This window comes from Hymenobacter koreensis (assembly GCF_039541855.1).
GTDB lineage: Bacteria > Bacteroidota > Bacteroidia > Cytophagales > Hymenobacteraceae > Solirubrum > Solirubrum koreensis.
Map to the genome: position 1 here is coordinate 454834 of NZ_BAABHA010000001.1, position 26978 is coordinate 481811.

The 26978-nt window shown below is 58.4% G+C and carries 28 protein-coding genes and 2 tRNA genes; 17 read left to right on the forward strand and 13 right to left on the reverse strand.

The window, feature by feature from the left end; genetic code table 11:
- Nucleotides 1-12 precede the first annotated feature (12 nt).
- Together ABD903_RS02000 and ABD903_RS02005 are read right to left on the reverse strand one after the other, a co-directional pair.
- On the reverse strand, nt 13-378 hold the full coding sequence (locus ABD903_RS02000) for a hypothetical protein (protein WP_345220899.1): 366 nt from the start codon (nt 376-378) through the stop codon (nt 13-15).
- 133 nt (nt 379-511) lie between these two features.
- Nucleotides 512-1036 (reverse strand): DUF1905 domain-containing protein, encoded by a 525-nt coding sequence (locus tag ABD903_RS02005; RefSeq protein WP_345220901.1) that lies wholly within the window; start codon nt 1034-1036, stop codon nt 512-514.
- Nucleotides 1037-1142: 106 nt separating this feature from the next.
- On the opposite strand from ABD903_RS02005, the gene aroB reads away from it, so the two are divergent.
- Both aroB and ABD903_RS02015 read left to right on the forward strand, forming a co-directional pair.
- Nucleotides 1143-2186, forward strand: a complete 1044-nt coding sequence (gene aroB / locus ABD903_RS02010) for a 3-dehydroquinate synthase (protein ID WP_345220903.1) — start codon at nt 1143-1145, stop codon at nt 2184-2186.
- Nucleotides 2183-3421 carry a 3-phosphoshikimate 1-carboxyvinyltransferase gene (locus ABD903_RS02015; RefSeq protein WP_345220905.1) on the forward strand — a complete coding sequence of 413 codons (1239 nt, stop codon included), beginning with the start codon at nt 2183-2185 and terminating at the stop codon, nt 3419-3421. Before aroB ends, ABD903_RS02015 begins: the two co-directional genes overlap by 4 nt.
- Nucleotides 3422-3432: 11 nt before the next feature.
- On the opposite strand, the gene ABD903_RS02020 is transcribed toward ABD903_RS02015, so the two are convergent.
- From ABD903_RS02020 to ABD903_RS02040, 5 genes are all read right to left on the reverse strand, one after another.
- Nucleotides 3433-4239, reverse strand: a complete 807-nt coding sequence (locus ABD903_RS02020) for an ABC transporter substrate-binding protein (protein ID WP_345220906.1) — start codon at nt 4237-4239, stop codon at nt 3433-3435.
- Between the two features lie 3 nt (nt 4240-4242).
- Nucleotides 4243-5115 (reverse strand): glycosyltransferase family protein, encoded by an 873-nt coding sequence (locus ABD903_RS02025; protein WP_345220908.1) that lies wholly within the window; start codon nt 5113-5115, stop codon nt 4243-4245.
- A gap of 176 nt (nt 5116-5291) precedes the next feature.
- Nucleotides 5292-6362 carry a M42 family metallopeptidase gene (locus ABD903_RS02030; RefSeq protein ID WP_345220910.1) on the reverse strand — a complete coding sequence of 357 codons (1071 nt, stop codon included), beginning with the start codon at nt 6360-6362 and terminating at the stop codon, nt 5292-5294.
- 180 nt (nt 6363-6542) lie between these two features.
- Nucleotides 6543-8111, reverse strand: coding sequence for an acyl-CoA carboxylase subunit beta (locus ABD903_RS02035; RefSeq protein WP_345220911.1), 1569 nt, complete (start codon nt 8109-8111; stop codon nt 6543-6545).
- A gap of 157 nt (nt 8112-8268) precedes the next feature.
- Complete coding sequence (locus ABD903_RS02040; protein ID WP_345220913.1) at nt 8269-9030, reverse strand: IS5 family transposase; 762 nt, start codon at nt 9028-9030, stop codon at nt 8269-8271.
- Between the two features lie 158 nt (nt 9031-9188).
- Here ABD903_RS02040 and ABD903_RS02045 point away from each other — a divergent pair, with 158 nt between their 5' ends.
- Entirely contained in the window at nt 9189-10418 is a 1230-nt protein-coding gene (locus ABD903_RS02045; protein WP_345220914.1) for a protein NO VEIN domain-containing protein, read from the forward strand.
- Between the two features lie 72 nt (nt 10419-10490).
- Here the strand turns inward: ABD903_RS02045 and ABD903_RS02050 are convergent, their stop codons facing one another.
- Both ABD903_RS02050 and ABD903_RS02055 read right to left on the reverse strand, forming a co-directional pair.
- Nucleotides 10491-13094, reverse strand: a complete 2604-nt coding sequence (locus ABD903_RS02050) for an ATP-dependent Clp protease ATP-binding subunit (protein ID WP_345220915.1) — start codon at nt 13092-13094, stop codon at nt 10491-10493.
- Between the two features lie 50 nt (nt 13095-13144).
- Nucleotides 13145-13855 carry a WbqC family protein gene (locus ABD903_RS02055; protein ID WP_345220916.1) on the reverse strand — a complete coding sequence of 237 codons (711 nt, stop codon included), beginning with the start codon at nt 13853-13855 and terminating at the stop codon, nt 13145-13147.
- 197 nt (nt 13856-14052) lie between these two features.
- Between ABD903_RS02055 and ABD903_RS02060 the strand changes: the two genes are divergently transcribed.
- Both ABD903_RS02060 and ABD903_RS02065 read left to right on the forward strand, forming a co-directional pair.
- Complete coding sequence (locus ABD903_RS02060) at nt 14053-14928, forward strand: hypothetical protein (protein WP_345220918.1); 876 nt, start codon at nt 14053-14055, stop codon at nt 14926-14928.
- A complete protein-coding gene (locus ABD903_RS02065; protein ID WP_345220920.1) occupies nt 14925-15830 on the forward strand; it encodes a lysophospholipid acyltransferase family protein in 906 nt (301 codons plus the stop codon). Before ABD903_RS02060 ends, ABD903_RS02065 begins: the two co-directional genes overlap by 4 nt.
- A gap of 48 nt (nt 15831-15878) precedes the next feature.
- Here ABD903_RS02065 and ABD903_RS02070 read toward each other — a convergent pair whose 3' ends face one another.
- Nucleotides 15879-16511, reverse strand: coding sequence for an L-threonylcarbamoyladenylate synthase (locus tag ABD903_RS02070; protein WP_345220921.1), 633 nt, complete (start codon nt 16509-16511; stop codon nt 15879-15881).
- Nucleotides 16512-16700: 189 nt separating this feature from the next.
- A complete protein-coding gene (locus tag ABD903_RS02075; protein WP_345220923.1) occupies nt 16701-17684 on the reverse strand; it encodes a T9SS type A sorting domain-containing protein in 984 nt (327 codons plus the stop codon).
- Nucleotides 17685-17817: 133 nt separating this feature from the next.
- Here ABD903_RS02075 and mltG point away from each other — a divergent pair, with 133 nt between their 5' ends.
- From mltG to ABD903_RS02130, 11 genes are all read left to right on the forward strand, one after another.
- Entirely contained in the window at nt 17818-18891 is a 1074-nt protein-coding gene (gene mltG, locus ABD903_RS02080; RefSeq protein ID WP_345220925.1) for an endolytic transglycosylase MltG, read from the forward strand.
- Nucleotides 18892-18995: 104 nt separating this feature from the next.
- Nucleotides 18996-19439 carry an acyl-CoA thioesterase gene (locus tag ABD903_RS02085; RefSeq protein ID WP_345220927.1) on the forward strand — a complete coding sequence of 148 codons (444 nt, stop codon included), beginning with the start codon at nt 18996-18998 and terminating at the stop codon, nt 19437-19439.
- A 62-nt stretch (nt 19440-19501) separates the two neighbouring features.
- Entirely contained in the window at nt 19502-20482 is a 981-nt protein-coding gene (locus ABD903_RS02090; RefSeq protein ID WP_345220929.1) for a YihY/virulence factor BrkB family protein, read from the forward strand.
- 122 nt (nt 20483-20604) lie between these two features.
- Nucleotides 20605-20691: transfer RNA gene (locus ABD903_RS02095), tRNA-Ser, on the forward strand.
- Nucleotides 20692-20784: 93 nt separating this feature from the next.
- Nucleotides 20785-20869 (forward strand) — tRNA-Ser (locus ABD903_RS02100).
- A gap of 201 nt (nt 20870-21070) precedes the next feature.
- On the forward strand, nt 21071-21727 hold the full coding sequence (locus tag ABD903_RS02105; protein WP_345220931.1) for an acetyltransferase: 657 nt from the start codon (nt 21071-21073) through the stop codon (nt 21725-21727).
- A 180-nt stretch (nt 21728-21907) separates the two neighbouring features.
- The gene (locus ABD903_RS02110) at nt 21908-22393 is read left to right on the forward strand and encodes a TlpA disulfide reductase family protein (RefSeq protein WP_345220933.1); all 486 of its coding nucleotides are present in this window, start codon (nt 21908-21910) and stop codon (nt 22391-22393) included.
- Between the two features lie 52 nt (nt 22394-22445).
- Nucleotides 22446-23069 (forward strand): thioredoxin family protein, encoded by a 624-nt coding sequence (locus ABD903_RS02115; RefSeq protein ID WP_345220934.1) that lies wholly within the window; start codon nt 22446-22448, stop codon nt 23067-23069.
- 175 nt (nt 23070-23244) lie between these two features.
- Nucleotides 23245-23547 (forward strand): heavy metal-binding domain-containing protein, encoded by a 303-nt coding sequence (locus ABD903_RS02120; RefSeq protein WP_345220936.1) that lies wholly within the window; start codon nt 23245-23247, stop codon nt 23545-23547.
- 120 nt (nt 23548-23667) lie between these two features.
- Nucleotides 23668-23991 (forward strand): four-helix bundle copper-binding protein, encoded by a 324-nt coding sequence (locus ABD903_RS02125; protein ID WP_345220937.1) that lies wholly within the window; start codon nt 23668-23670, stop codon nt 23989-23991.
- Nucleotides 23992-24106: 115 nt separating this feature from the next.
- Complete coding sequence (locus tag ABD903_RS02130; RefSeq protein WP_345220939.1) at nt 24107-24331, forward strand: heavy-metal-associated domain-containing protein; 225 nt, start codon at nt 24107-24109, stop codon at nt 24329-24331.
- A gap of 83 nt (nt 24332-24414) precedes the next feature.
- Here the strand turns inward: ABD903_RS02130 and ABD903_RS02135 are convergent, their stop codons facing one another.
- A complete protein-coding gene (locus ABD903_RS02135) occupies nt 24415-25101 on the reverse strand; it encodes a TVP38/TMEM64 family protein (RefSeq protein ID WP_345220941.1) in 687 nt (228 codons plus the stop codon).
- Nucleotides 25102-25192: 91 nt separating this feature from the next.
- On the opposite strand from ABD903_RS02135, the gene ABD903_RS02140 reads away from it, so the two are divergent.
- Nucleotides 25193-26440: a zinc dependent phospholipase C family protein gene (locus ABD903_RS02140; RefSeq protein WP_345220943.1), complete on the forward strand. Its 1248-nt coding sequence runs from the start codon at nt 25193-25195 to the stop codon at nt 26438-26440.
- Nucleotides 26441-26511: 71 nt separating this feature from the next.
- Here the strand turns inward: ABD903_RS02140 and ABD903_RS02145 are convergent, their stop codons facing one another.
- Nucleotides 26512-26949 carry a hypothetical protein gene (locus tag ABD903_RS02145; RefSeq protein ID WP_345220944.1) on the reverse strand — a complete coding sequence of 146 codons (438 nt, stop codon included), beginning with the start codon at nt 26947-26949 and terminating at the stop codon, nt 26512-26514.
- Nucleotides 26950-26978 lie beyond the last annotated feature (29 nt).

Genomic DNA, 26978 nt, shown 5'->3' on the forward strand with positions numbered 1-26978 from the left:
AGAGAACAGTTCTTAGCGGGAGTACTGGTGCAACTGACCGTCGGCCGCCTCGTCGCGCAGGGTGAGTAGCGAGCCACTGATAAAAGCCGACTGATCCAAACCGCTGCCGTACTTGACGATAATGGCGTTCTGCCGGTCGATAACCGACGTGCCTCGGCTTACCGAATAGGTGTCGGTGGCCACCAGGCGGCCGTTGCGGTAGCGGCGAACCTGACCGTCAGCCCCAAACTCCAGCTGCTGCTGGTCGCCGGTGCCAGCAGGCGTAAGCACCTGCCCCGTAAAACCGCCCGAGGTTTGGCTCCAAGTCCAGCTGTCCTGCAATAACGGCCCTGCCGTGGGTTCCAGGGTGTCGGTTTCCTTGGAGCAGCCTGTTAACAAGGCTGCAGCCAGTAAAAGCGGTAAAGTAAGACGCCGAAACATGTAGAATTTCGTGAGGAGGTATATCCACACGATTCCCTCCTTGCCCACGTGGTTGCAGGCCTGCCGCTAAAATATTTCTACGCCCGGGTATTCATTCTGTGCGGGAAGTAGCCGGGGAAGACGAAGGTGGCCAGCCCGCTCCTGCAGCCAGTTGCGCTAATGCCGTTTCCACGTGGGTAACCTGGGCATCGGGGGTGAAAGGCGCGCTAACCCAAAGCAGCCAGGCTTGTTGCTGAGCAGTCGGCAGCGCCTGGTAAGCGCGGCAAGCGGCGGGAGCATCGGCCAAGCAGTCGAGCCAGTCGGCTTCGGTAATGCTGGGCGGTTCAGCGTCGGTGAACAGGCGCACGTGCACGGTGTCGCCGGCCTGCTTGCCCAGCTGGCGGCGCAGGGCGGCGTTAACGGGCAAAAAACGGCGGCCCTGGCCCATGGGCATTACGTGCATGGGCGGCAGCTGCACGTTGTCGAGCTGGCCGGTAACTTTAAGCACGCCGAAATGTTGACCCCGTTGCGGTGGCAGTGGCGGCAAGGGCGCGAAAGTCCAGCCACCTTTGCCGGCAAATTTCTCGAGGGTTACCTCGCAATCCACCAGCGGGGTTTTCGGCACGTCAGCAGTCATGATAGAGGCACGTTACGCCGCTAAAAATAGCCGGTAAAGACGCTTGCTGCGTTAGGTAAAGGTGCCGTTGTGGCACAAACGCTCCCGAAAGCAGAACTTAGCGCCCGTGAATAACTCCTCCATCCACATCGGCTCCGACGCTTTGCCGGCTTTGGCTCAGCTGCTGCAGCGGCCCGGCACCACGCACGTAGCCGTGCTGGCCGATACCAACACCGCGCGCCTGTGCTACCCGCGCCTGCAGCCGCTGCTGCCTGACAACCATTTGCTGATTGAAATTTCAGCTGGCGAGGAACACAAAACCCTCTCTACCTGCGAACGGGTGTGGGCCGAGCTAACCGAGCACCGCTTCGACCGCCACAGCGTGCTGGTGTGCCTGGGCGGCGGCGTGGTAACCGACCTCGGCGGCTTTTGTGCGGCGCTTTACAAGCGCGGCATTCGGTGTGCCGTAGTTCCCACCACGCTGCTGGCGCAGGTAGACGCGGGCATTGGCGGCAAAACCGGCGTCGATTTTCAAGGGTTCAAAAACCATTTGGGCGTGTTTCAACTGCCCGAAGCCGTGTGCATCGAGCCCGAATTCCTAACCACCCTCGACCCACGCGAACTGCGTGCCGGTTACGCTGAGGTAGTAAAGCATTGGCTCATTGCCGACGCCGACGCGTTTATGCAGGGCCGCAACTACGGCTTGTTCGTGGACGATTGGGCAGCCGTGGTGCGCGAGTCGGTGGCGGTAAAGCAGGAAATTGTAGCACAGGACCCGTTGGAACGCGGGCCACGCAAGCTGCTCAACTTCGGGCATACCGTGGGCCACGCGCTAGAAAGCTACCTGCTGGGCCAGGCCGGCCGCGCTATTTTGCACGGCGAGGCCATTGCCGCCGGTATGGTGTGCGAGGCGTGGCTGTCGGTGCAGAAAGGGCTGCTAACAGAAAGCGAGCTGGACAAAATCGAAACCTTCCTGTTTTCGGTTTACGACAAGGTGCAGTTCGTGACCCTGGAAACCGAAGCCATTGCCGAACTCGCCCGCCAGGACAAGAAAAACCAAGGCGACACCATTAACTGCACGCTGCTGGAAGCCATTGGCCGCGGCGTGTACGATCAACCCGTAACCGTGGCCGAACTGGCCGATTCGCTGCGCTACTACCACCGCCTGTGACCTACCCCGATTCGTTTACCCTGCACTGGACCGGTGGCCCGCTCTGCGGCACGGCGCAACTGCCCGCCTCCAAAAGCGAAAGCAACCGCGTGCTGATTTTGCAGGCCCTGGCCGGTGGCGGCACGCTCGAAAACCTCTCCGAGGCCAACGACACCCAGCTGATGCGTCGCCTCTTGGCCGATGCAGACGCCACCGAGATTAATGCCGAAGACGCCGGCACCGTTATGCGGTTTCTTACCGCCTACCTGGCCGTTACGGGCCGTAATGTAACCCTCACCGGTACGCCTCGCATGCTGGAACGCCCCATCGGTATTCTGGTGGACGCGTTGCGGCAACTGGGAGCCGTAATCGACTACGAGGGCCGCGAAGGCTACCCGCCGCTGCGGCTGCGCGGCTGGCAACCCGTGGAGTCGGCGCCGCTGCAGGTGCGCGGCGACGTGAGCAGCCAGTTCATTTCGGCCCTCATGATGATTGGCCCGCTGGTGCCCGGCGGCTTGCATTTGCAGCTCACCGGCCACATCGGCTCGCGCCCTTATATTCAGATGACGGCCGAGCTCATGCGCCATTTCGGCGCCGAAGTGGAAGTGCACGAACGCGACGTGCGCGTCAGCGAGCGGCCTTACCTGCCGGCCGATTACCACGTGGAGTCCGATTGGTCGGCGGCCAGTTACTGGTACAGCCTGGTGGCGCTGGCGCCCACCGGTTCGCAGGTGCGGCTGCCGGGGCTGCGGCGCCAGTCCCTGCAGGGCGACCAGGTTGTGCGACACCTGATGGAGTCGTTGGGCGTGCGCACCGAGTTCGAAGACGAAGGGGTAACGCTGTACCAAATGCCTGCCGAAAGCCGCTCTTCCCGCGTGGCCATGAACTTCACCGATTGCCCCGACCTGGCCCAAACCATTGCCGTGGCTGCCGCGGCTACCGGCGTGGTGGTGGACATGACCGGTCTGGAAAGCCTGCGCATCAAGGAAACCGACCGCATTGCCGCCCTGCAAACAGAGCTGGCCAAGTTTGGGGCCGCCCTAAAACCGACCGTCGACGACGTGTTTCAGGTAACGGCCAACGATTTTGAGGTGCGCGAGCAGCACGTGGCTACTTACCACGACCACCGCATGGCTATGGCGTTTGCTCCGTTGGCATTTCGGGGCCGTCTCACCGTCGAAAAGCCCGTTGTGGTGCGCAAGTCGTACCCGTTTTTCTGGGAAGAGCTACGGCAGGCCGGCTTTGATCTGCAGTAAAGGCGCTTGTTTTACAACTCTTGCCGCAGCTTTTGCAGGTAAGCCGGTGTATGCTGTAAGCGGCTGCCGTACCAGCTAAACAACTCGCCGTCCACAATCTGAATGCGGGCCTGCGGGCATATTTGCTGGAATTCAGCCACGTGCTTTTCTCCGAAAGGGTAGGGCTCGGAGGAAAGCAAAATCACGTCGGGTTGAGCGGCGGCTAGTTCTTCGGCGCTGATTTCAGGGTAGCGGGTGCAGTCGGCAAAAGCATTGGTGAAGCCCGCCCGCCGCAGAATATCGTCGATGAAAGTGCCGGGCGCAGCTATCATGTACGGCTTGCGCCAAATAAAATAGGCGGCCGAAAGGCGGGGCTCGGCGGGCGTTAGTTGAGCGAAGGAAGCGGCAATGGTTTCGCTCAGGGCATCGGCTTTGGTTTTGGCGCCGGTAATCAGGCCAAGCTGCCGCATCATGCGCAGGGAATCGTCCAGCGTGAAAATGTCGCTCATCCATACCGGGTAGCGGGCTGCCAACTGCTCGATGCCTTCCTGGTAGTTTTCTTCTTTGTTGCCGATGATTAAATCGGGCTTTAGCGCCTCTATTTTATCGAAGTGGAAGTTCTTGGTGCCGCCTACCACGGTGGCTTGCTCCCGTGCTTCGGCCGGATGAATGCAGAACTTGGTAACGCCCACCACCCGTTTGCCCAAGCCCAGATCGAACAGCAGCTCGGTTTGCGACGGCACCAGCGACACAATGCGCTGCGGCGGAAACGGCACGGCCACGCGCCGGTCCATTTGGTCGGTTACGGTGAGCGGGGGAAAAACGGGCGGTAGCTGCATGGCCTATACCAAGCGGTAATTGCGGTACTCGAAAAAGCGTTTGCCGGTGAGCTTTTCCACCCAGTGCAGCACGCGGTTTTTTAGCTTGAAACGCTTGCGCGTCACGTCAATGTCAACCTTCCAGTTTTGACGCGCTACGCGCTCCTGCATCACCTTGGGGTGCGTGCCCTGAAACAGCTGCAGCGAGTCGTAATCGTCGAAGTTGAATGCTTCGGCGGCGGCCAGCGGGTGCTCTTCGGGGGCTTTGTCTTCGGCCCACAGCTGGTCTAGGTTCTTGATTTTAGTGAGCATTTGCTGGGGGCTTTTCACCCAGCCGTAATGGTATACGGCGGCATTAGCTGGCTTCACGCGCAGCTTTTCGCCGTTGCGCCGGAAACCTTGCGCGTCGCGGTACGAACGAATGGCCGGGTCGTTGCGCACTAGGCGCACCTCTCGGCGGTACCAGCGGCGACTGTCGCCCACGTAATCGAAGGTGCCGTAAAAGTGCGTGTAATCGAATAGCAGCCCGTCCACCTCTGGGTCGTGCAGGTACTGCTTGGCCGCTTGCCGAATGGCGGCGTGGTACTGCTCGTGCACCACCTCGTCGGCCTGAATGTAAAAGGCCCAGTCGGCATCGGGGCTGATTTCCCGGAAAGCTTTGTCGGTTTCCACGGCCAGTACGGCGCCGCCCTGCCTCAGCGCCGGGTCCCACACCGAGTGTACGATGCGGATTTTAGGCGAGTTGATGCTGCGAATCAGGCCTTCGGTATCGTCGTCGCTGGCGCCCACGCTCACCACCATTTCATCAACGACGGGCAGGATGGAGCGAATGGCTTCCACCACGGGGTAGTCGTTGATAACGGCATTGCGAATGATGGTGAAGCCGGAAATGAACATGCGGGTGTGATGGGTAAGCGAATTAGAGGTAACAAAAGAACGTCATTCCGAGCGAAGCCGAGGAATCTCGCGTGCTGACGGCGAATAGTAAATCCAGAGGAAAAGATACTATCCAGCTAAACACGCGAGATTCCTCGGCTTCGCTCGGAATGACGTTCTATCAGAGCCGTAGTGGCTTACTTGAAGTAGCGGAAATCGTGCTGGTCTTCGATGCGCAGCAACGACTCGTAAATCAGCTCAATAACGTTTAGTACGTCGGCCTCAGCCACGGTTTCCACGGTGGTGTGCATATACTTCAGCGGCAGCGAAATCAGGGCCGAAGCCACGCCTGCGTTCGAGTAAGCAAAGGCATCGGTGTCGGTGCCGGTGGCGCGGGTAGCAGCCGCGCGCTGAAACGGAATTCCCTTTTCCTGAGCCGCCGCAATAATCAGGTCGCGCAGGTTGTTTTGCACGGCCGGACCGTAGGTAATTACCGGGCCCTTGCCGCAGTGAATGTCGCCGGCGGTTTTCTTCTCGTACATCGGCGACTGAGTGTCGTGGGTCACGTCGGTCACGATGGCCACGTTGGGCTTGATGCGGTGGGCCACCATTTCAGCGCCGCGCAAGCCAATTTCCTCCTGTACCGCGTTTACAATGTACAAGCCGAAAGGCAGCGTTTTGCCTTCTTCCTTGAGCTTGCGCGCTACTTCGGCAATCATAAAGCCGCCCACGCGGTTGTCGAGCGCGCGGCCCACTAGGTACTTCTCGTTGAGCTGCATCAGCTCGTCTTCAAACGTCACCACGGAGCCCACGTGAATGCCCATTTCCTCTACTTCTTTGGCCGAAGCGGCGCCGCAGTCGAGGAATATGGTTTCGATGGTGGGTGCCTTGTCCTGCTCCGTTTTGCGCACGTGGATAGCGGGCCAACCAAATACGGCCCGCACCGGACCCTTGGCGGTGTGAATAATTACGCGCTTCGAGGGGGCAATTAGTGCATCGGAGCCGCCGTTACGGCGCAGGTATAGGTACCCTTCCTTCGTGATGTAATTCACAAACCAGCTAATCTCGTCGGCGTGTGCTTCAATGACGACTTTGTACTCCGCCTCCGGATTTACCACGCCTACCACCGTGCCGTAAGTGTCCACGAAATATTCGTCGATGTACGGCCGTACGTAGTCTAGCCACACTTTCTGGCCTTCTTTTTCGAAGCCGGTAGGAGAGTGGGTATTGAGGTATTTCTCGAGGAAATCGAAGCTCTCTTTGCGCATAGCGGGGAGGAGTAAGCGGCGGGCTGAGGGAAAACGGAAGAAGTACGAAAAGCGCGGCCTCGTGGATGGAAAAACCAGCTCAGGCGCTGGCAGACGTTGCGGTTCGGAGGGCTATTCGACGTAAAAGCGGTGCTGCCAGAGTGAGCAGCACCGCTTTTGCACGGATTTAAGTAAGGAAAATTACAGCGGAATGTTACCGTGTTTTTTGCGAGGCAACTGCGCTACTTTGTTTTCGAGCATCTTAAAAGCCCGGATGAGCTTCTGACGCGTTTGCGAGGGCAGAATCACCTCGTCTACGAAGCCACGGTGGGCGGCGCGGTAAGGCGTGGCAAACTTGCGCTGGTACTCGTCTACTTTTTCCTGCAGCTTGGCCTCAGGGTCGTCGGCGGCGGCTATTTCGCGCTTGAAAATGATTTCGGCAGCGCCTTTGGCACCCATTACCGCAATTTCGGCGGTGGGCCAAGCGTAGTTCATATCGGCGCCGATGTGCTTGGAGTTCATCACATCGTACGCCCCGCCGTAGGCCTTGCGGGTAATAACGGTGATGCGCGGCACGGTGGCTTCGCAGAAGGCGTAGAGTAGCTTGGCGCCGTTGGTGATGATGCCGCGCCATTCCTGGTCGGTGCCGGGTAAGAAACCGGGCACGTCCTCGAGCACCAGCAACGGAATGTTGAACGAGTCACAGAAGCGTACGAAGCGGGCCGCTTTGGTGGAGGCGTTGATGTCGAGCACACCCGCCAGAATAGCAGGCTGGTTGCCCACAATGCCGATACTGCGGCCACCCAAACGCGCAAAACCTACCACGATGTTCTCGGCGTAGTTCTGGTGCACCTCCATGAAGGAGTCGGCGTCGATTATGCCGGTAATGACCTCGCGGATGTCGTAAGGCTGGTTGGGATTAGCCGGAATAATGCTGTCCAGCTCGGCGCGCAGCTCGTCACCCTGGGGCTCGTAGGGGAGCATGGGGGCGGTGTCTTCGCAATTCTGCGGCAGGTAGCTCAGCAGCTGCTTTAGCTGTTGAATGATAGCCACCTCGTTGGGCGCCGTGAAGTGCGTCACGCCGCTCTTGGTACTGTGGGTGCTGGCGCCGCCCAGCTCTTCGCTGGTCACGGTTTCATGAGTAACCGTTTTCACCACATTGGGGCCGGTCACAAACATGTAGCTCGTGTTTTCCACCATCAGGATGAAATCGGTAATGGCCGGTGAGTACACCGCGCCGCCCGCGCAGGGGCCCATGATGGCCGAAATCTGCGGCACCACGCCCGAGGCCAAGGTGTTCTTGTAGAAGATGTCGGCGTAGCCGCCCAAGCTTACCACACCTTCCTGAATGCGGGCCCCGCCCGAGTCGTTCAGGCCGATTACTGGCGCGCCGTTCTTCATGGCCAGGTCCATGATCTTCACAATTTTCTCGGCGTGCGTCTCGGAAAGCGAACCGCCCAGCACCGTGAAATCCTGCGAGAAAACGTAGGTCAGGCGGCCGTTGATGGTGCCGTAACCCGTCACCACGCCGTCGCCGAGGTAGTATTCCTTGTCCAAGCCGAAGTCCTTGGAGCGGTGCATCACAAACTTGCCGATTTCCTCGAAGGAGCCCGGGTCCATCAGTAGGTCGAGCCGTTCGCGGGCCGTGAGCTTGCCCTTTTTGTGTTGGGCGTCGATGCGGTCCTGGCCACCGCCCAGCAGCGCCTCGGCGTTCTTTTTAGCCAGGATTTCGAGGGCACTCAGCGTCGGGTCGGCGTGCGGATCGGACATACGGGGCAGGAGAGGGGAAAAGTCAGTGAAACGGGAGCCAAAGGTAACCCGCGGGCACAAAAAAGCCGAACCCGTTTTTGAGGGGAGTTGATCAAGTAGAATCCAGACGTATCTGGTTGCTGACGCAATCAAGAGTTACTAAGAGCCTGTTTGGGAATTAAGGAAACCGATTCAAGCAGAGCGTGACGTTGGCCCACAGAATCCAGGCCGCGTGGCTCTCGGGCGTGTACTCGTAGTCCATGACGAGCCGTCGGAAGAAGTTCAGCCAGGCGAACGTGCGCTCCACCACCCAGCGGCAGCCCACCGGGACGAAGCCGCGGGTGGACGGCGGGCGGCTGCTCACTTCGTGGCGCAAGCCACGCGCCAGCAGCCCCTCGGTGAAGCGGCCGCGGTAGGCACGGTCCGTCACGACCGTGGTCAGGCGCGGGCCCCAGTGCCGGCGTTCGAGCAACAAGGCACAGGCGCCGCGGCTGTCGTGCAGGTTGGCCGCGTGCGTGCGGCAGGCCCAGATGCGGCCTTGCCGGTCCACCAGCAGCTGCCGTTTGCGCCCGTTCACGCACTTGCCGCCGTCCGTGCCGCGGTGCTCGGCGATGCGCGGGGCCAGCTTGACGCTCTGGCTGTCCAGGCACAAGACCGCCGGCGCGGCCGGCTGCCCGTGCGCCTGGCGGTCCGCCTCGTTCAGCGTCCGGTTCAGCCGCTGCAGCGTGCCGTCGTGTTGCCAGCGGCGGAAGTAGTAATACACCGCCGGCCAGGGCGGAAACGCCGCCGGCAGGCTGCGCCACTGGCAGCCCGTGCGGCACAGGTACCGCAACGCGTCCACCACACGCCGCAGGCACAAGCGCCGCTTGCGTTGCAGCGGCAGCAGGCAGCGCATAACTTGCCACTGCGAGTCAGTGAGGGGTTGATAGCCGTCAACCATGATGCAGACCGGAGCCTAGGAACTCCGCCTGCAACTTACTGGCTCGTTTTTCTTTAGCCCCCAACCAATTCCCAAACACGCTCTAACTTGAGCCGAATCAAGTAGATGTATAGTAGCAATGCATCTAGAAATAATCAAGTTTGATAAAATGCTTATTCATGGAAACAGTCATTGAGTTTGTCGTTGATCTTTCAGGAAGTATGAAGGATAAGATTGAATTGACAAAGCAGATGTTGCTGTCAGATATCGTCCCTTCTCTTGATTATTCTTCTAGAATTGGCATCAAGTCGTTTTCAGCAGTAAAAGACATGCCGCCTGTTGTACAGGAGCTGCCTCTTCAGATAACTGATAAAGAGGCTATTATTGCCGTGATTAATAAATTGTTATTTAAAAATGGAGGAACTCCAATATCCGATGCTATAAGACAATCTATAGGAACTCTGAAAGAGTATGCTGCAAGTAATAAGAAAATTATTCTTGTAACAGATGGGCAAGAAGATAAAGGCGGTGATTATATTTCCGAGTGTAAGAAAGCACAAACTGAAGGTATAAATTGTGAAATACATGTTATCGGTATCGGGCTAGACCAGGTAGCACGAGCAAAAGCACAAGAAATTTCTAAGCTGACAAGAGGCACATATAGCGACATTCCTTATAAAGGTGGGGATGTATACAACAAGACAATTATCAGTACAGGGCTTTCTCCTTTCTACTCCGCTAACTTGAGAATTGTATCCAAGCCACAGATTATTGAGGTTGCAAAGCCTGTAAGCCAAATTCAGGAAATTTCTAAGCTAGTAGGTGAAAAAACAGAGCCAAATGTTTTAGAGAGTATAAGTGTTGGAAATAAAGTAAAGAAAGAAGAGAGTAATATAGTTTTAAGTGAAATAGTTCGAGAGATAAGGCAAGTTCGTGTAGAGTTAAATCAACTTAGAGAAGAAAAGGAACAAGTTGCAGATGTGATTGAAGATGCGGAATTAAACGAGAGTATTCGTTTAATTTCAGAAAAATATTTGTTTGATCTTTTAAAAAATAAATATCCTAATAGAGTAAAATGGTTGAATGAAAATGGTGAATCTAATCAGGATCATGATTTTGAGATTTTGGAAGAAGACGGAACAATAGAATACTATATTGAGTGTAAAGGAACTGCTAAGCAGAAGCAGAGTTTTCTTGTTACAAAAAACGAATGGAAATTATTTTTAAATAATACGAAGAACTATCAAATTTATTTTATTCAAAATACTTTCTCTAACCCGTCACATATTTTTATTAATAATGTATTGGATTGGTTGCTTAAAGGTAAGTTGTTGCCTTATCTCAAAACCCGTAGTATCATAAAAGAAGATAGAGTTGCTCTGACAATTGCAGATTCTCAATTCGTATAAAGAAATAACAGTCAAAAAAACGGCCGGCTGCTTGCGCAACCGGCCGTTCTGCTTTCAATCAATTAGCGGATCTTACTCGCCTTTGCCTTCCTTGCCCTCAGGAGCTTCGGGCTTGTCAGCCGGCCGCTCGTCGCTGGCGAGGGTAGAAGCTTCTTCGCTCTTGCGCGAGGTGAACGTCAGCTCCTCCTTGCCTTCCTCGTGCGTGGCTTCAATTACGTCGCCTTGCGTGAGTTGGGCCTTCAGGATTTCCTCAGCAATCGGGTCCTCGATGAACTTCTGGATGGCGCGGTTCAGCGGACGGGCACCGTATTTCGGGTCGTAGCCTTTCTCAGCCACGAAGGTCTTGGCGGCTTCCGTCAGCTCGATTTTGTAGCCCAGTGCCTGGATGCGGCTGCGCAGCTTCGAGAGCGAAATGTCGATGATCTTGAAGATATCCTCTTTCTGCAGGCCGTTGAACACAATCACGTCGTCCAAACGGTTCAGGAACTCCGGCGAGAAGGTCTTGCGCAGGGCATTCGTGATGGTGCTCTTCGTGAGGTCATCGATGCTGTCCTGCCGTGCCTTCGTGCCGAAGCCGATGCCCACGCCAAAGTCAGCCAAATCACGCGCCCCGATGTTCGAGGTCATGATGATGATGGTGTTGCGGAAGTCCACCTTACGGCCGAGGCCGTCGGTCAGAATACCGTCGTCGAGCACCTGCAGGAGCAGGTTGTACACGTCCGGGTGCGCCTTCTCAATCTCGTCGAGCAGGATAACCGAGTACGGCTTGCGGCGGATTTTCTCCGTCAGCTGACCGCCCTCTTCGTAGCCCACGTAGCCGGGAGGCGCGCCCACCAGGCGCGATACGCTGAACTTCTCCATGTACTCCGACATGTCGATACGCACGAGCGAATCTTCCTTGTCGAAGAGGTAGGTAGCCAGCACCTTGGCCAGCTCCGTCTTACCTACACCCGTCGGGCCCAGGAACACGAACGAGCCGATGGGCTTCTTCGGGTCTTTCAGACCAACGCGGGTACGCTGGATAGCCTTCACGAGCTGGGCAATGGCCTTGTCCTGACCAATTACCTTGCCCTTCAGCTCCTCGCCCATGCTGAGCAGCTTGGCGCTTTCGTTTTGGGCTACGCGGCTCACCGGAATGCCGGTCATCATGGCAATTACTTCGGCCACGTTTTCCTCCTTCACGGTGTAGCGCTTCTTCTTGGTCTCGTCCTCCCAGTTCTTCTTGGCGGTTTCGAGCTGTTCCAGAAGCTTTTTCTCCTTGTCGCGAAGCTGGGCGGCTTCCTCGTATTTCTGCGACTTCACCACGCGGTTTTTCTCGCCCTTGATATTCTCGATGCTCTCCTCGAGCTTCAGGATATCCTCGGGCACCACGATGTTGTTGATGTGCACGCGGGCGCCGGCCTCGTCGAGAATGTCGATGGCCTTATCGGGCAGGAACCGGTCCGACATGTAGCGGTCCGACAGCTTTACGCAGGCCTCGATGGCCTTGTCGGTGTACACCACGTGGTGGTGGTCCTGGTACTTATCTTTGATGTTGTGCAGAATCTCGATGGTTTCCTCCGGCGTGGTGGGGTCCACCATTACCATTTGGAAACGACGAGCCAGGGCGCCGTCCTTCTCGATGTACTGACGGTACTCATCGAGCGTAGTGGCACCGATGCATTGAATCTCGCCGCGGGCCAAAGCCGGCTTGAACATGTTCGAAGCGTCGAGCGAACCGCTGGCACCGCCGGCGCCCACAATGGTGTGTAGCTCGTCGATGAACAGAATCACGTCGGGCGACTTTTCCAGCTCGTTCATCACGGCCTTCATGCGCTCCTCGAACTGGCCACGGTACTTGGTACCGGCTACCAGCGAGGCCAAGTCCAGCGTTACCACCCGCTTGTTGAAGAGCACGCGCGATACTTTCTTCTGCACGATGCGCAGGGCGAGGCCTTCGGCAATAGCCGTTTTACCTACGCCGGGCTCACCGATGAGAATCGGGTTGTTCTTTTTGCGGCGCGACAGGATTTGAGCTACGCGCTCAATTTCCTTCTCGCGGCCCACAATGGGGTCGAGTTTGTCGTCTTCGGCCAGCTTGGTTAGGTCGCGTCCGAAGTTGTCGAGGACGGGCGTGCGCGATTTTTCACCGGGTTTCTTGGCGGTTCCCGACGACGATTTGGACGAGCCAAACAGTTTGTCGTTGTCGTCGTCGTCGGTGTCGGAGGGGCCCGAAGTGGGGTTTTGGCTGGTGCTACCGGTTCCGTGGTAGTCTAGCGAGTCGCGTACGGCTTCGTAGTTCACGTTGAACTTGCTCAGGATTTGGGAAGATATGTTGTCTTCATCGCGCAGAATCGACAGCAGCAGGTGTTCGGTGCCGATGATTTCGCTCTTGAAGATTTTGGCTTCGAGATACGTAATCTTCAGCACCTTTTCCGTTTGCTTCGTGAGCGGGATGCTGCCCGTTATACTGATTCCTTGGGTGGCAGTGTTACGAGTATGTTGTTCGAGGGCGTATTTCAGCTCCTCTACCGACACGCCCAACTTCTTGAGCAGGGCTATTGCCGTGCCTTCGCCCTCGCGAATCATGCCCAGCAACAAGTGCTCGGTACCAATATAGTCGTGGCCAAGGCGGATAGCCTCTTCCCGGGAGAGGGAAATGACTTCCTTGACGCGGTTTGAGAATTTCGCTTCCATGCAGATAAGGTGAGAAAGAATCCGGTGTCGCGCAAGGGCGGCAGAGTGAGTTACCGGATGTCAGTAATTAAACCGGCCGTTTGGGTCAAAGGTTCGGAGCCTGGTTCGCCCCCGGCGCTGGTGGCGGGCACGAGGTACGTGCCGGCCGCCGGACCCACCGCGAACAAGAGGTCCAGCACGCTTAAACCGGGTACAAACCCCGCGCCAAAGCACTGCCGATACTCCTGCCGCAGCCCGGCACCTGACGCGGTGTCAGGCAGAGCTTTGGGAGTAAGCCAATCCCGCCGATCCGTAAGCACCTGGGCCGGGTAGCTAGCGTGCCACTCAGCGGTAAATGCAACGGGAAGCGTGAGGCGCAGGCACCGCAACAAAAGGTGTAAAACAGCCAGATTCAGATCAAAGAGCCGGTCTGGCTTACGTACGTAAATGTCGTGCAAGTAGTCGGCATAAAACTCGAAATACGAGCTGTTGCCGTAAGCTGTCTGCAAAGTGCGCCAGTGGCGGTGCACCCAATTTTGGCGGTAATCGATTTCCAGTTGGTCGATGGGCGCTTTTTCGGAGCGGTTGCCATCGATTACCGGCACCGTAAGCGGCTGCACGCCCTGCGCCGTAAGAATGAGGCAGCGGTTGCGGTACGTCTGCTTTCGGTAGTTTTCGTGCCGCTCTAATAACAACGACTCGGCCGAGAGAAGTTCAGCGAAAAACGCCGCGGGCGGGCAGTACGACAGCTCAAACAGAACGGTGGACACGGCGGTAGACATAATGGCGGAACGGAAGCGAAGCTCAGCGGCGCTGACGCTGGGCAGCGTCAGCAGTAGCCCGCAAGCAAGCTTCAGGAAAGGTGATGCGAAGTACGCGCGGATTTCATAAAAATTGTTCGGCAGGGGAGAAGCCGACACTTCGGCCGCTTATTTGCGTTGTACTCGCAAAATAATCTGTCATCGTTGCTTTGGTGCTTATGCGCGTTCGTCTGCTGTTGCCGCTTTTTTTGATGTTGTTATTGGCCGGTGCCGCATCGGCCGCCGCCCCGCAGCTGGTGCTTGATGTAGCCCGCTTCCGCACCTTAGCTGCTGGTAATACCTACGAGGTGGAGCTGTACGCCACCGTGCCTGGCAACGGCCTCACGTACATCAAACGCGCACCCGGCAGCTACCAGGCCGCCGCCGTGCTTACCCTGCAAATCCTGAAGCCCGACGGCAAGCCCGCCTACTCCGAGGTCATAACGCTGAAGCCGCCCGTTCTCAGCGACACCACCATTGCCATTAAAAATCCGCAGAGCTTCCTCAAGCGCATTACGCTGCCAGCCGGCCAGTACGCAGTGCGCGGCGAACTGCGCGACTTGTACCGCAAAAGCACCGCGCCCACGCAGGTGGTACAGCCACTGGTGCTCGATTTTCCGGCCAACGCGCCCGCGCTCAGCGACATTGTGTTCCTGACCAAAGCCGCCAGCCAAACCACCGGTCAAAGCAACTTCATTCGGGGCAACCACTTGCTTAGCCGCACGCCCAACGGCGCCTACGCCCGCGGTGCCGAGCAGCTGTACTTCTACCTCGAAATGTACCAGGCTCCGGCCGGCCAGCCATTGAAGCTGCATTACCACATCGAGTCGGAAGAAGGTGCCGCAGCCGATGCCGATGCCCGCATTGATCAGGCGAAATCCGGCCGCCCAACGCCTGTAGTAGGCGAACTGCCTCTCGGTCCCTTGCCGCCCGGTGATTATAGCCTGACGGTGGAAGTGCGCAACGCCGCCGGTAAAGTGCTGGCCACGCGCACGGCCAAGCTCAGCCGCGGCACGCAGGATTACGCCCCCGAGGGTGCATCTTTGCCCCGATGAGAGGAGCGCTGACCCCCGGCCGGCCCTATGCCTGGTATTACTTGCCCCTGAACTGGCTGTTGCTGGGCCTGGCCCATTTGCCGCTGCCGGTGCTGCACCGCATAGCCGACGTGTTTTACCTGCTCATGCGCTACGTGCTGCGCTACCGCAGCCGGGTGGTACTGGAAAACCTGCGCCGCTCGTTCCCGGAGCGCACCGAAGCCGAGATACAGCAGTTCAGCGCCGATTTCTACCGGCACTTTGCTGACGTAATCGTGGAGATATTGAAGCTGGCGGCCATTAGCCCGGCGGAAATGGCGCGGCGCGTGCAGATCAAGAATGCCGAGCTATTTACCAACCAGTTTGCGGCCGGCCGGACGGTGCTGGCGCTAGGCTCGCACATTGGTAACTGGGAGTGGATATTGCCCACCGGAGCGGTGTATTTCCCCGGCAAGGCCGACGGCGTGTACAAGCCGCTGCGCAACGCCTTTTTCGAGGATTTTATGCTGCGGCTGCGCACGCGCACAGGTTCGCACCTCATTCCCATGCGCGACACCCTGCGCGATATGCTGCGGCGCCGCGGCCAGCCCCGGTCGTTGTCGATGCTCAGCGACCAAAGCCCCGCCAGCCCCGAACACACGTACTGGACCACCTTCCTTCACCAGGAAACCGCCTTTTACACCGGCGCCGATAAGCTGGCTGCGCAGTTTAAATGCCCCGTGCTGTACGTGAACATTGTGCGCTTGCGGCGGGGCTACTACGAAATTGTGGCGGAACAACTCCACGACGGCGACGCTCCCCTCGACAAAGACGGCCACGCCATTACCGAGGCTTTTGCCCGCTGCGTAGAGCGCGACATCCAGGCCAAGCCCGCCGACTATTTATGGTCGCACCGACGCTGGAAGCTGAAACGCCACGCATAGAAAAAGGCCGCCTGAGTACAGGCGGCCTTTTTCTATGCGTGGCGTTTTTTACAAGTACTGTTCAATGTCGCCGGCGCCGGCCCGAATAACGTCGAAGTCCTCGGTCGTGCAGTCGACTACGGTGCTGGCTACGTTATTGCCGTAACCGCCGTCGATGACGAGGTCTACGAGCACGCGGTACTTCTCGTAAATCAGTTCGGGGTCGGTGCTGTACTCAATAATCTGGTCTTCATCGTGAATGGAAGTACTCACGATGGGGTTGCCAAGTTCCCTCACCAGCGCCATGGAAATAGGGTTGTCGGGAATGCGGATGCCTACCGTTTTACGTTTTACGCCGCCGTACTTCGGCGCCTTGGCGCTGGCTTCGAATATGAACGTGAACGGACCGGGCAGAGCCTTTTTCAGCACTTTGTACACCGGCGTGGTAATGCCGTTGGCGTAGTCGCTGATGTGCGACAGATCGGAGCAGATGAAGGAAAGGTTGGCTTTGTCGGGCTTCAGACCCCGAATACGGCACAGCTTCTCTACGGCTTTGGTATTGGTAATGTCGCAGCCCAGGCCGTAAATGGTATCGGTGGGGTAAATAATTACGCCGCCGTTGCGCAACACGTCCACGGCTTGCTGAATACGGTTTTGGGGTGGATTTTCGGGGTGTATGCGCAGTAGCTGGGCTTGGGCCATGGGGTTTGCGAGTTAATGGTAACAGGAAAGGGCGCGGTAGTTACGCAATAGGTGTATGACGCGCAAGCCCCGCAGCTTGTTACGTAAGGAGCTGAAGCAAGGCAAGTCTATAGCCGGGCTGATAAAACAACAAACCCCGACCAGAAGGCCGGGGTTTGCGCAAACTTATACTGCGGAAATGCCCAGTACTTAGTTTTTGGTGAAGCGGCTCGTGGTGCTGCCTTCCGAGGTGGTGAGGCGCAGCATGTACACGCCACCCTGCAGGTTGGCAACGTTGATTTTCTGCTCGGTGCCCGAGAGGCTGCCGGTCATTACAACCTGGCCCAGCTGGCTCAATACTTCGTACTTGGCGTTGCGGCCTTCCGTACCTACCGAAACGTTCAACTCGCGTGCTACCGGGTTCGGGAACAGGTTGAGCGTGGTGTTAAGGGTGTTGTTGCGGGTGGCCAAAGCCGTGTTGCCGGTCGAAATAGCAAAATTGTCAATGGATAGCAGTGCATCAGAGCCAAAATTGTCAGCATCGTTCCAACGTATCCACATAGTAGTGTTGTTGGGCCAGTTCAATGTAATTGTACCGGCAATAGGCATTGAGTTAGTTGGCAAGTTGCCATCAAGTGGAGCTGCAGTAGTCGATGTAATAGCAATTTCGTTCAGATCCAGCGAGGTTACTGCTGTCCAAGTACCAGTATTCAGGCTAGTAGCATTGAGGCTGTACTCAAAAACCGTGGCTTCGTTCACAGTATTGTTGCTGCCTGTGCGCCATTGCTCCATACGAGCGGCAATGTTTACGCGCGTTACAGCAGCTCCCGTTTGGTTAGAAAAAACAGCTCCGAAGGCAGGGGCCGTGGAGCCCGAAGCCAACGAACCTAAAGCACGATCAGCGGCGCCGTCGGCACCTGCGTTGTACACTGCCCCGGATTGACTGCCAGCCAAGACTACTATCGGGCTTAGCGTTTCGTTAGGGGTTCCGCTTCCGGCAAAGCGTATTCCCGTCCAGCCGTTTGGATAGGTAGTGCCAGCGGCGCCCATCACATCGAAATTCTCGCGGTAAACGGCCGTGCCGCTGGCAATGTTAATGGGGGTCTGAGCTTGGGCGACCGAAGCACCTACGCTCATCAGGAAGGCCATAGCAGCTGCGCTACGGAAAGCAAAACGCGTGTATGAGTGAAGCATGGGTAAAAGGAAAAGGGTTGTCAAAGGGGAGAAGGCCGTACTTTTGGCTCGTCAAATCTACCGGAAACGCCGTATCTGCCCAAATAGTTACGCCGGCATCTGGCAAGAATAAGTTTCTGTTAAGCTTCCTCGAATGCCAACCCCCGCTGAATACCGCGCCCGCGCTACCCGTCGTCGTAACCGTTTAGCCTATCCGTTAGGCGTTTTTGGCCTGCTGCTGGTTACGTTTTCTTACTACGCCTACCAGATTTTCTTTACGCCGAACGTGGAAACCAAAGGCCGCCCCACCTACGTGGTAGTACGGCCCGGCCAGAGCTACAAGTCTGTGATGGACAGCATCGACGCCACCGGCGTTATCGTCGACAAGCTCTCGTTCCGCTTCGTGGCCAAGCTCATGAAGTACGACCAGCTGGTGAAGCCCGGCCGCTTCGAGCTAAAGGAGGGCTACACCAACCGTCAACAGATCAACGACCTGCGCCGTGGCATTCAGGCCCCGCTCAAGCTTACGTTCCAGAACATCCGGCTGCGCCGCGACCTGGCCGGTAAGCTCAGCCAGTCGTTTGCCGCCCGCCCGCAGGAGTTCGATTCCCTGCTCAGCAGCAACGCCTACGCCAAGTCGCTGGGGTTTGAGGACACCACGGGCCTGCTCACGATGTTCATCCCGAACACTTACGAGCTGTACTACACCACCCCGCCTCAGAAGGTACTCAAGCGCCTCAAGGATGAATACGAGAAGTTCTGGACGCCTGCCCGCGACGCCAAAGCCAAAGCCCAGGGCCTGAGCCGCACCGAGGTGAGCACCTTGGCCAGCATAGTAGAGGCCGAGCAGCAGCAGCACGCCGACGAGCGGCCCCGCGTAGCCGGCGTGTATCTGAACCGCCTCAAGCGTGGCATGAAGCTGCAAGCCGACCCCACCGTGGTGTACGCCAACGGCGACTTCGGCATTCGGCGCGTTTTGAATGTGCACTTGCAGAAAGACTCGCCCTACAACACCTACAAGTACGCCGGCTTGCCGCCCGGCCCCATTAACCTGCCCAGCATTGCCAGCATCGATGCCGTGCTGAACCCCGAGCAGCACAACTACATCTACTTCTGCGCCAAGGAGGATTTCAGCGGCTACCACGCCTTCGCCACCAACGAGCGGGACCACATTCTGAACGCCCGCCGCTACCAGGCTGCGCTGACGCGCTCGGGTATTATGAAGTAGAACTAACGTGCGGCGCTTCGCTGATCTGAAAATGTGCTGATGTGATAATGCTTGTTCCCGCTAGCACATCAGCACGTTCACCCTCATTTCGCACACTATCTAGAATGTACCAATCCGATACCCACATCCGCGTCCGCTACGCCGAAACCGACCAAATGGGCTACGTGTACCACGGTAACTTTGCCGCGTACTTCGAGGTGGCCCGCACCGAGGCGTTTCGGCAACTCGGCATCAGCTACCGCGAAATGGAGGCCGAAGGTGTAGGCATGCCGGTAGGGGAGCTGCGCATCAAATTCAAACGCCCCGCCCGCTACGACGACCTGCTGCGCGTACGCATGATGCTGCGCGAAATGCCGCAGGGCTCCCGCGTGCTGTTTGAGTATGAGATTTACAACGAAGCCGACGAGCTGCTCACAGAGGGCTCTACGCTCATGGTGTTTGTAAGCAGCCACAACGGCCGCCCCACGGCCATTCCGCCGCACGTGCTTAGCGGCATAGCACCGTACTTTGCCGCCGATGCCGCTGCCCCCGCCGCCTCGGCGGGGTAACCACCGGCACGCTTTGCGTTCCGTACATGTTCATTACGCATTGATATTCGGCCGTTAATCGAATGAACCTGCCCAACCGTTACCAGCGCGTTATCCAGGCCCGGCGCACCCGCACGTACCGCCGGTTTATCATGTGGCTGAGCGGAATTCGACTGCAGGGGGGGCGCGTGTCGCTCTACGACGTGGTGGATGCTATGCTGCAGCAGCTTAAGCTGGACTCGCTCACCAAGCGGGCCTCGTACATGGCTTTTAACTTCACGGTGGCGCTGTTTCCCACCATCATCTTCCTGTTCACGCTCATTCCCTACATTCCGGTGCCGGGCCTGAACCAGGATATCCTGCAGTTTCTGGGCGACATCATGCCCCGCGAGATGTACGCCGCCACCCGCGAAACCATCGAGGACATCGTGAACATTCCGCACGGCGGCTTGCTCTCCTTCGGTTTTGCCACGGCTTTGGTGCTCAGCTCGAACGGCATCATGGCCCTGCTCGACGCCTTCGACAAAAAGCACTCTATTTTCCGGCGCCGCAGCTACTTGCGCAAGCGCGTTATTGCCACGGTACTTACCGTGGGATTAGCCATGGCCCTGCTGGTATCGGTGGTAGCCTTGCTGTTTGGCACCTACATCGTGGATGCGCTGGTGTACTACGAAATCGTGCCCGAGCGGCTAACGGGTTTTCTGCTCGGCTTGCTCAAGTATGGGTCGGTGGTGGGGCTGTTCCTGTTCGGTACCTGCGCCATTTATTACTACGTGCCGGCCGTGCACAGTCGGTGGCCGTTTTTATCCATTGGGGCTGTGGTGGCCACGGTTCTTATTCTGCTCGTTTCGGGCCTGTTTGCGCTGTACATCCGCATATTCGACAGCTACAACAACTTTTACGGCTCCATTGGCACGCTGGTGGGCTTCATGGTGTGGCTGGATTTCGTGTGTATGACCCTGATTCTGGGCTTCGAGGTGAACATTAGCATGGATGATGTAAGCGGCAGGGGAAAACGCAAGCGGGCCGCGGCCGCAGAGCAGAAAGCGGCCCGTGCTCATTAGCCCCTGATGCTCACCCCGAAAGCACCCACGAGGCGCACTGGCGGAAAAAATTTCGGTCGAAACGTTGCCTAAACTCGCCAGTCCTGCTAGTTTTGCCGTCCCAATCCACTCGTTTGGGTCCCAGAGAGGTGGCAGAGTGGTCGAATGCGACGGATTCGAAATCCGTTATACCTGCAAGGGTATCGGGGGTTCGAATCCCCCCCTCTCTGCGTTTTCAATTAGAAATTGAGAATGAAAAATTAAAAATTGGCCGTTGAACGCCGGCATTTTTAATTTTTCATTCTCAATTTCTAATTACTACTAGAGGAGTGGCAGAGTGGTCGATTGCGGCGGTCTTGAAAACCGTTGAGGGTTAAACCTCCGGGGGTTCGAATCCCTCCTCCTCTGCAGCAAACCGCGCTTCCTTTCAGGAGCGCGGTTTTTGCTTTTTAGCGGTGTATACTTGTGGGTTGCTGGCAGGTACTGAGCAGTAGTTTTTAAAATCCTTGCGCCCACAGCGGCTTGGGTAATGATAACCAGCGGGTTTTGCCCTGTTGCAAGGAGCTGCCACCGGCCTGTTTTGCCCGAAACAGCCTCAACCTACCCCGCATGCGCATCATCATTTTTGGTATTGGCAGTCAGGCCGAACTGGCCTACTATCTGTTCACCCACGACAGCCCGCACGAGGTGGTAGGGTTTTGCCTCGACCGTGCTTTTCTGCCGGCCGACATGACCACGTTTTGCCACTTGCCCGTGGTAGCGGCCGAAGACCTGAGCGAGCTGTTTCCGGCGAGTACCCACCAGCTGCACATTGCTCTGGGCCGCAACAACGCCCGCGCTGCCGCCTCCGCCCGCATGCAAGATCAGGGGTACCAGTGCGCGAGTTACGTATGCTCGAAAGCTCAGGTATGGAAAGACCTGGTGCTGGGCAAAAACGCGTTTGTGGACCAGGGTACGCGCATCCACCCCTTTGTGACCATCGGCGATAATGCCGTGCTGGTGGGCGCCAGCATTGGTCATCATGCCACGGTGGGGCACAACGTACTGGCCTCGCTGGCTTACATCGGGGCAAAATCCACCATCGGCGATGGTTGCTACCTCGGCATGAACTGCGTTATCCGCGAAGGCATTCGGCTGGGCAAAAACAACATCATCGGGGCTGGCGCCTGCATTACCGAGGATACCGAGGACAACGCGGTTTTCTCGGCGCCCCGCAGCCGCAAACGAACGGTGGACCCCGCCCGCGTGGCTTTCTTTCGAAAGTAGTCTCGCTTTTGGGCCCCGGTATGGTGCTGCACGGCAGGTTCACCGACTCCGCGCCCGTACAAGTACCACTGGGTTGGTGCAGCCCTGCGGTTGTTTTCTTGTCGGTACTCGCCGCCCGCCTCCGGCCGCCGTTTGTGCCGGGTGCTCCATTGGGCGGGTGGCTGATGTAGCTTCGATGGCATGAAAAGGGTTTTGCTAAGCGGCGTACTGCTTCTGGTGGGGGCGGTAGGGGCCTTGGGTCAGCAGGTTCGGGTGGTGAAGCTGCCAGCCCTGCAGCAGCTACTGGCGCGCCCCTCCGACACAACCTACGTGGTGAATTTCTGGGCTACGTGGTGCGCACCCTGCGTGGAAGAGTTGCCTAACTTTGAACAGCTGCGCACGCGCCATGCCCGCGACAAAGTGAAGGTGGTGCTCGTGAGCTTGGATTTCGCCTCCAAACTCGATACCAAAGTGCGGCCGTTTGTGCAGCGCCAGGGGTTGCGCTCGACGGTGTGGCTGCTGAACGAAACCGATCAGAACGCCTTCATCGATAAAGTCGACCCCAGCTGGTCGGGGGCATTGCCGTTTACGCTCATCTTCAACAACCGCCAGCAGCGGCGCCAGGCGTTTGAGAAACCCCTGACCCTGACCGAGCTGGAAAGCGCACTCAAACTGGTTAAACCGTGATTCAAGCCCCAGCCCGGGGCCGTCTTTTCACCTCACTTTACTTCTGTTTGCCATGAAAAAGCCCCTGTTTCTGGTGGTACTGCTGGCCGTGGTGGCCACGCTGAGCAGTTTTCTTTTTGCCGAAGGCGGTTACCAGGTAGGTGACAAAGCCGCCGATTTCAAGCTGAAGAACGTAGACGGCAAACTCGTCTCGTTGGCCGGCAACAGCGCCGCCAAAGGCTATATTGTGGTGTTTACCTGCAATACCTGCCCCTATGCGAAGGCCTACGAAGACCGGATTATAGCCCTGCACCAGAAGTACGCGCCGCAGGGCTACCCCGTGGTGGCCATTAACCCCAACGACCCGCAAATAGCCCCCGGCGACTCGTACGCCGAAATGCAAAAGCAGGCCAGCAGCAAGAAATACCCCTTCGCCTACGTGTTCGACGAAAGCCAGGAAGTAGCCCGTACCTACGGCGCCACGCGCACACCGCATGTGTACGTGCTGCAGCGCACCGGCGCCGCCGATTTCAAGGTGGCCTACATTGGGGCCATCGATAACAACACCGAAGACGCCAAAGCGGCCACCGCCAAATACGTGGAGCAGGCCCTTGCCGACCTGATGGCTGGCAAGGCGGCTACCACCAGCGCCACCAAGGCCGTAGGATGCACCATCAAATGGAAAAAGAAGGCATAACCACTGGTTATCGGCCACGTTACACAGGCCCGCCCGCTTCGGTTTACCCGAGGCGGGCGTTTTGCTTGCTGAACTTTCCGAGCTATTGGCAGCCCCTGCCGCCCGGTTGCAGACTACAGCGGCAATCCGGGGTTTCTTTCGGAGTTTTACGCGCTCATTCCAAACGCCAACTTCTATGCGCACTTCCCGTTTTCTCGTGGTAGCCTTTTTGCTGAGCAGCGGCCTGTTCACGGCCTGCAACAGCAAACCCGCTAACGACGAGGCCGCCGTTCCGCCGCCCACCGAGGCCACCGCCGACTCGACCATCATTGAACAGCCCGCCGACGAGGTGTCGCGGCCGGGTACCGATGGCGGCACCGGCGACCAGACCAACACCGGCAGCACCACGTACGTGTGTCCCATGCAGTGCGAAGGCAGCCAGAGCAAGCAGGCCGGCAAGTGCCCCAAATGCGGCATGGACCTGGAAAAAGCTGCGTAAAGCCGCTGCATCACTGGGAATTGTGCACCAGCGGTGTAGCAATGTTACACTGGCTTTCGGCAACGATTACGCTGTGCGAAGGGTATACCCAGGAATGGTTCAACCCAATTCCTGATACCCATGCACAACCAAAATCAAGCCCTGCTGCAGGCCCTCAACGATTGCGTAGCCGCCTGCGAACATTGCGCCACTGCCTGCCTGCAGGAAAGCCACGTGCAAATGATGGCCCGCTGCATTGCCCTCGACCGCGACTGTGCCGACGTTTGTGCCCTCACGGCTCGTTTGCTGGCCCGGGGTTCCGAGCACGCCCGGCACCTGATGCGCGAATGCGCCGAAATCTGCAAGGCCTGCGGCGACGAGTGCGCCCAGCACCAGCACCAGCATTGCCAGGAGTGCGCGGCCGCCTGCCGCCGCTGCGAAGAGGCCTGCCGCGCCGCCGCGTAGCCCCGCTCCCTGGTCAGCGCCGCAGATGGGGAATATTCACGAAACGTAATCCATACCGGGCCTACATTTGTTAGTAGATGCAGCAAAGCCCAAGCACGCTTTGCCGACTAACACCATGCAAACCCTGCGTTTCAAAACCAACATCAACTGCGGCGGCTGCGTGAAAGCCGTTACGCCTTTTCTTAACGATGCCGTGGGCCTGGAAGGCTGGGAGGTAGACACCGCCTCGCCCGACAAAACCCTGACTGTGCAGGCCGACGACGTAACGGCCGAGGACGTAATAGCGGCCGTGCAGGAGGCCGGGTTCAGCATAAAGCTGGCCCGGGCCGTACCCGCGTAGTACGTGACATCATAGGCTGAAAAAGCAGCGGGCGCCCCCAATCAGGAGGCGCCCGCTGCTTTTTAAAGGCGGTGTAAAGCGGCTTATTTGCGGCGGTGCTTGTCCCACCAGATGTAGCCCCCAAACAGCAGCAAGCCCACGCCCGATACCCACAGCAGCCCCGTTTTCAGCCGGTCGCTGTCCTGGCCCAGGTAGGCCAGCAGGCCGATGAGCGGCATCACGGCCACGGCGGTAATACCAATGAAACGGAAGTAGCCCATGCGCGCCACCCCGGCCACAAAGCTGATGGCGTCGTTGGAAATAATGGGCGTGAGGCGGGCCACCGCCACGGCGCCCAGGCCGTAGTCTTCCACAAAGCCGGTGACTTTCTCCTCGTTTTTCTGGCCCAGCAGTTTGCTGACGAAGGCGCTACCCAGGCCACGCCCAATCCAGTAGCCCACGCTGGAAGCGGTGAGCACGCCTATCCAGGCCAGCAAAGAGCCCCAGATGGGCCCGTAAGCCAACACCGATACCAGAATGAGCAGGGCGTTGTTGATGACGATAAGAAACATTTGGGCCACCATGGTAACCACCACCAGCACGGGGCCCCAGTAGCCGAATTGCTGAATCCAGGCGGCTACTTTGTCCTGTTCGCCGGTGCGCAGTACTGCCCACGCCTCCTGCACGCCTTCCTGAAACGCGGGCCAGAGGAAGTAAGCGCCGACCAGCGGCGCAAGCATGCCAATCGATAGATACAGAGGCAGGTGGCTGCCGGACGATTTTTGAGTCATAACGGGGAATGTAGCTGCCTAGCCTACGGCAACGCGGGCCGCTGGTTTGCCGTTGGCGCAAAGTGGAGCCTCTACGGTTCCGCTGCCGCACATGCTTCGTATTCTTCTGGTGTTGCTGCTGGCAGCGCCTCTATCCGCTTCGGGCTTCTCGGTGCTCACGCACATGGCCAACATCGACTCGACCTGGGCCCCCTGCCTGCTGCCCACCCTGCAGCAGCGGTTTCCCAACGCTACCAATGAGCAGCTGGCCGAGGCCAAAGGCTACGCGTATGGCGGGGCTATTATCCAAGACATGGGGTTTTACCCTTTCGGCTCGGTGCTGTTCACCAACCTCACCCACTACGTGCGCTCCGGCGACTTTGTACGCGCCCTACTCGACGAGGCCCAGAACCGCAACGAGTACGCCTTTGCCCTGGGTGCCCTGGCCCACTACACCGCCGACACAAACGGCCACCCCGAGGGCACCAACGTAGCCATGGCTTCGGTATACCCCGATTTGAAAGCCGAGTTCGGCCCCGTTATTACCTACGACCAGGCACCCAAGCAGCACACCCAGCTGGAGTTTGCCTTCGATGTGGTGCAGGTGGCGGCCGGCCGCTACCGCTCCGACGACTACCACCGCGCCATTGGCTTTCAGGTGAGCAAGGAGGTGCTGGAGCGCGCCTTCCTGAAAACCTACGGCCTGAAGCTGGGTCAGGTCATTGCCAACGTCGACCTGAGCATCGGCTCGTACCGCTTCGTCATCAGCCAGCTTATTCCCACCGCTACCCGCGCCGCGTGGCGGGCCAAGCGCGCCGACATCCTCAAGCTCAGCCCCAGCGCCCGCCGCCGCGACTTTGTGTACGAGTACTACCCGCGCCAGTACCGCCGCGAGTTTGGCGGCGCCTACCAAAAGCCCGGCCTGGGCGCCCGGCTGCTGAGCGGGTTTATCCGCCTCATGCCCAAAGTGGGGCCGCTGAAACCCTATGCCTTCAGGGTACCCACGCCCGAGGCGCAGGCCCTGTTTCGGAGCAGTTTCCGCACCACCCTGAAACGCTACTGCGCCCAGGTAGAGCAGCAAACCCTGCCGCAGCCGCCCCGCCTCGCCAATACCGATTTCGATACCGGCAAGCCCACCAAGGCCGGCGAGTACCCTCTGGCCGACGAAACCTACGGGCAGTGGCTGCGCCAGCTGGCCGACAACAAGTTCGAAGCCCTGGCGCCGGCCGTACGCCAGAACATCCTCGCGTTTTACGACGGCCCGCCCAAGCCGCCCACCGCCGAAGACGAGAAAGAGCAGCGCACCCAGGCCCAAACCCAGCAGGCCCTGCAGCAGCTGCGCAGCCTGCCCACCCCGTAGTTTCCGGGTGTGAAGACGAAGAGTATGGCCTGCTAGTGGAGGCGTCCCCGGATTCCGCGGGGCACAAGGGGCTACTGGCGCTTGCTCAGCAGCCATTGCACCGCCGGGCCCTCGTCGATGAAGGTCTCGAGGCGGTAGGGCTGCGTGGGGGCCTGGGCCTGGGCTGTGGCGGCCTGCAGGGCGGGGTTAGTGACTATTTGCTCGGCGCGCACGGGGGAGAGCAGATAGGCCACGTACAGCGTGGCCGGCGCCAGGCCGGCGGCGGCCTCCGGCAGCAGGTGCTGGGCCACCCAGGTAGAAGGAATAGCGTCTATCTCGGTGCGGCGGCGCACATCCACCAGCCAGTACGCCGCCTGGCAAGCCAGCGCCATGTCCAGGGCCTGCCGAAACCCCGCCTGCAGCTCCGGAAACGAAACCGACCGCAGCCAGCGCACCGTCAGTACCCGCAGGTCGGGGCGGTAGGAGAGGTCCAGGTAATCGAGGCCGGAAGCGGCGGGGGCAGTACTCATGTGCTAAAGGTACGGGAGTAGACGCGCGA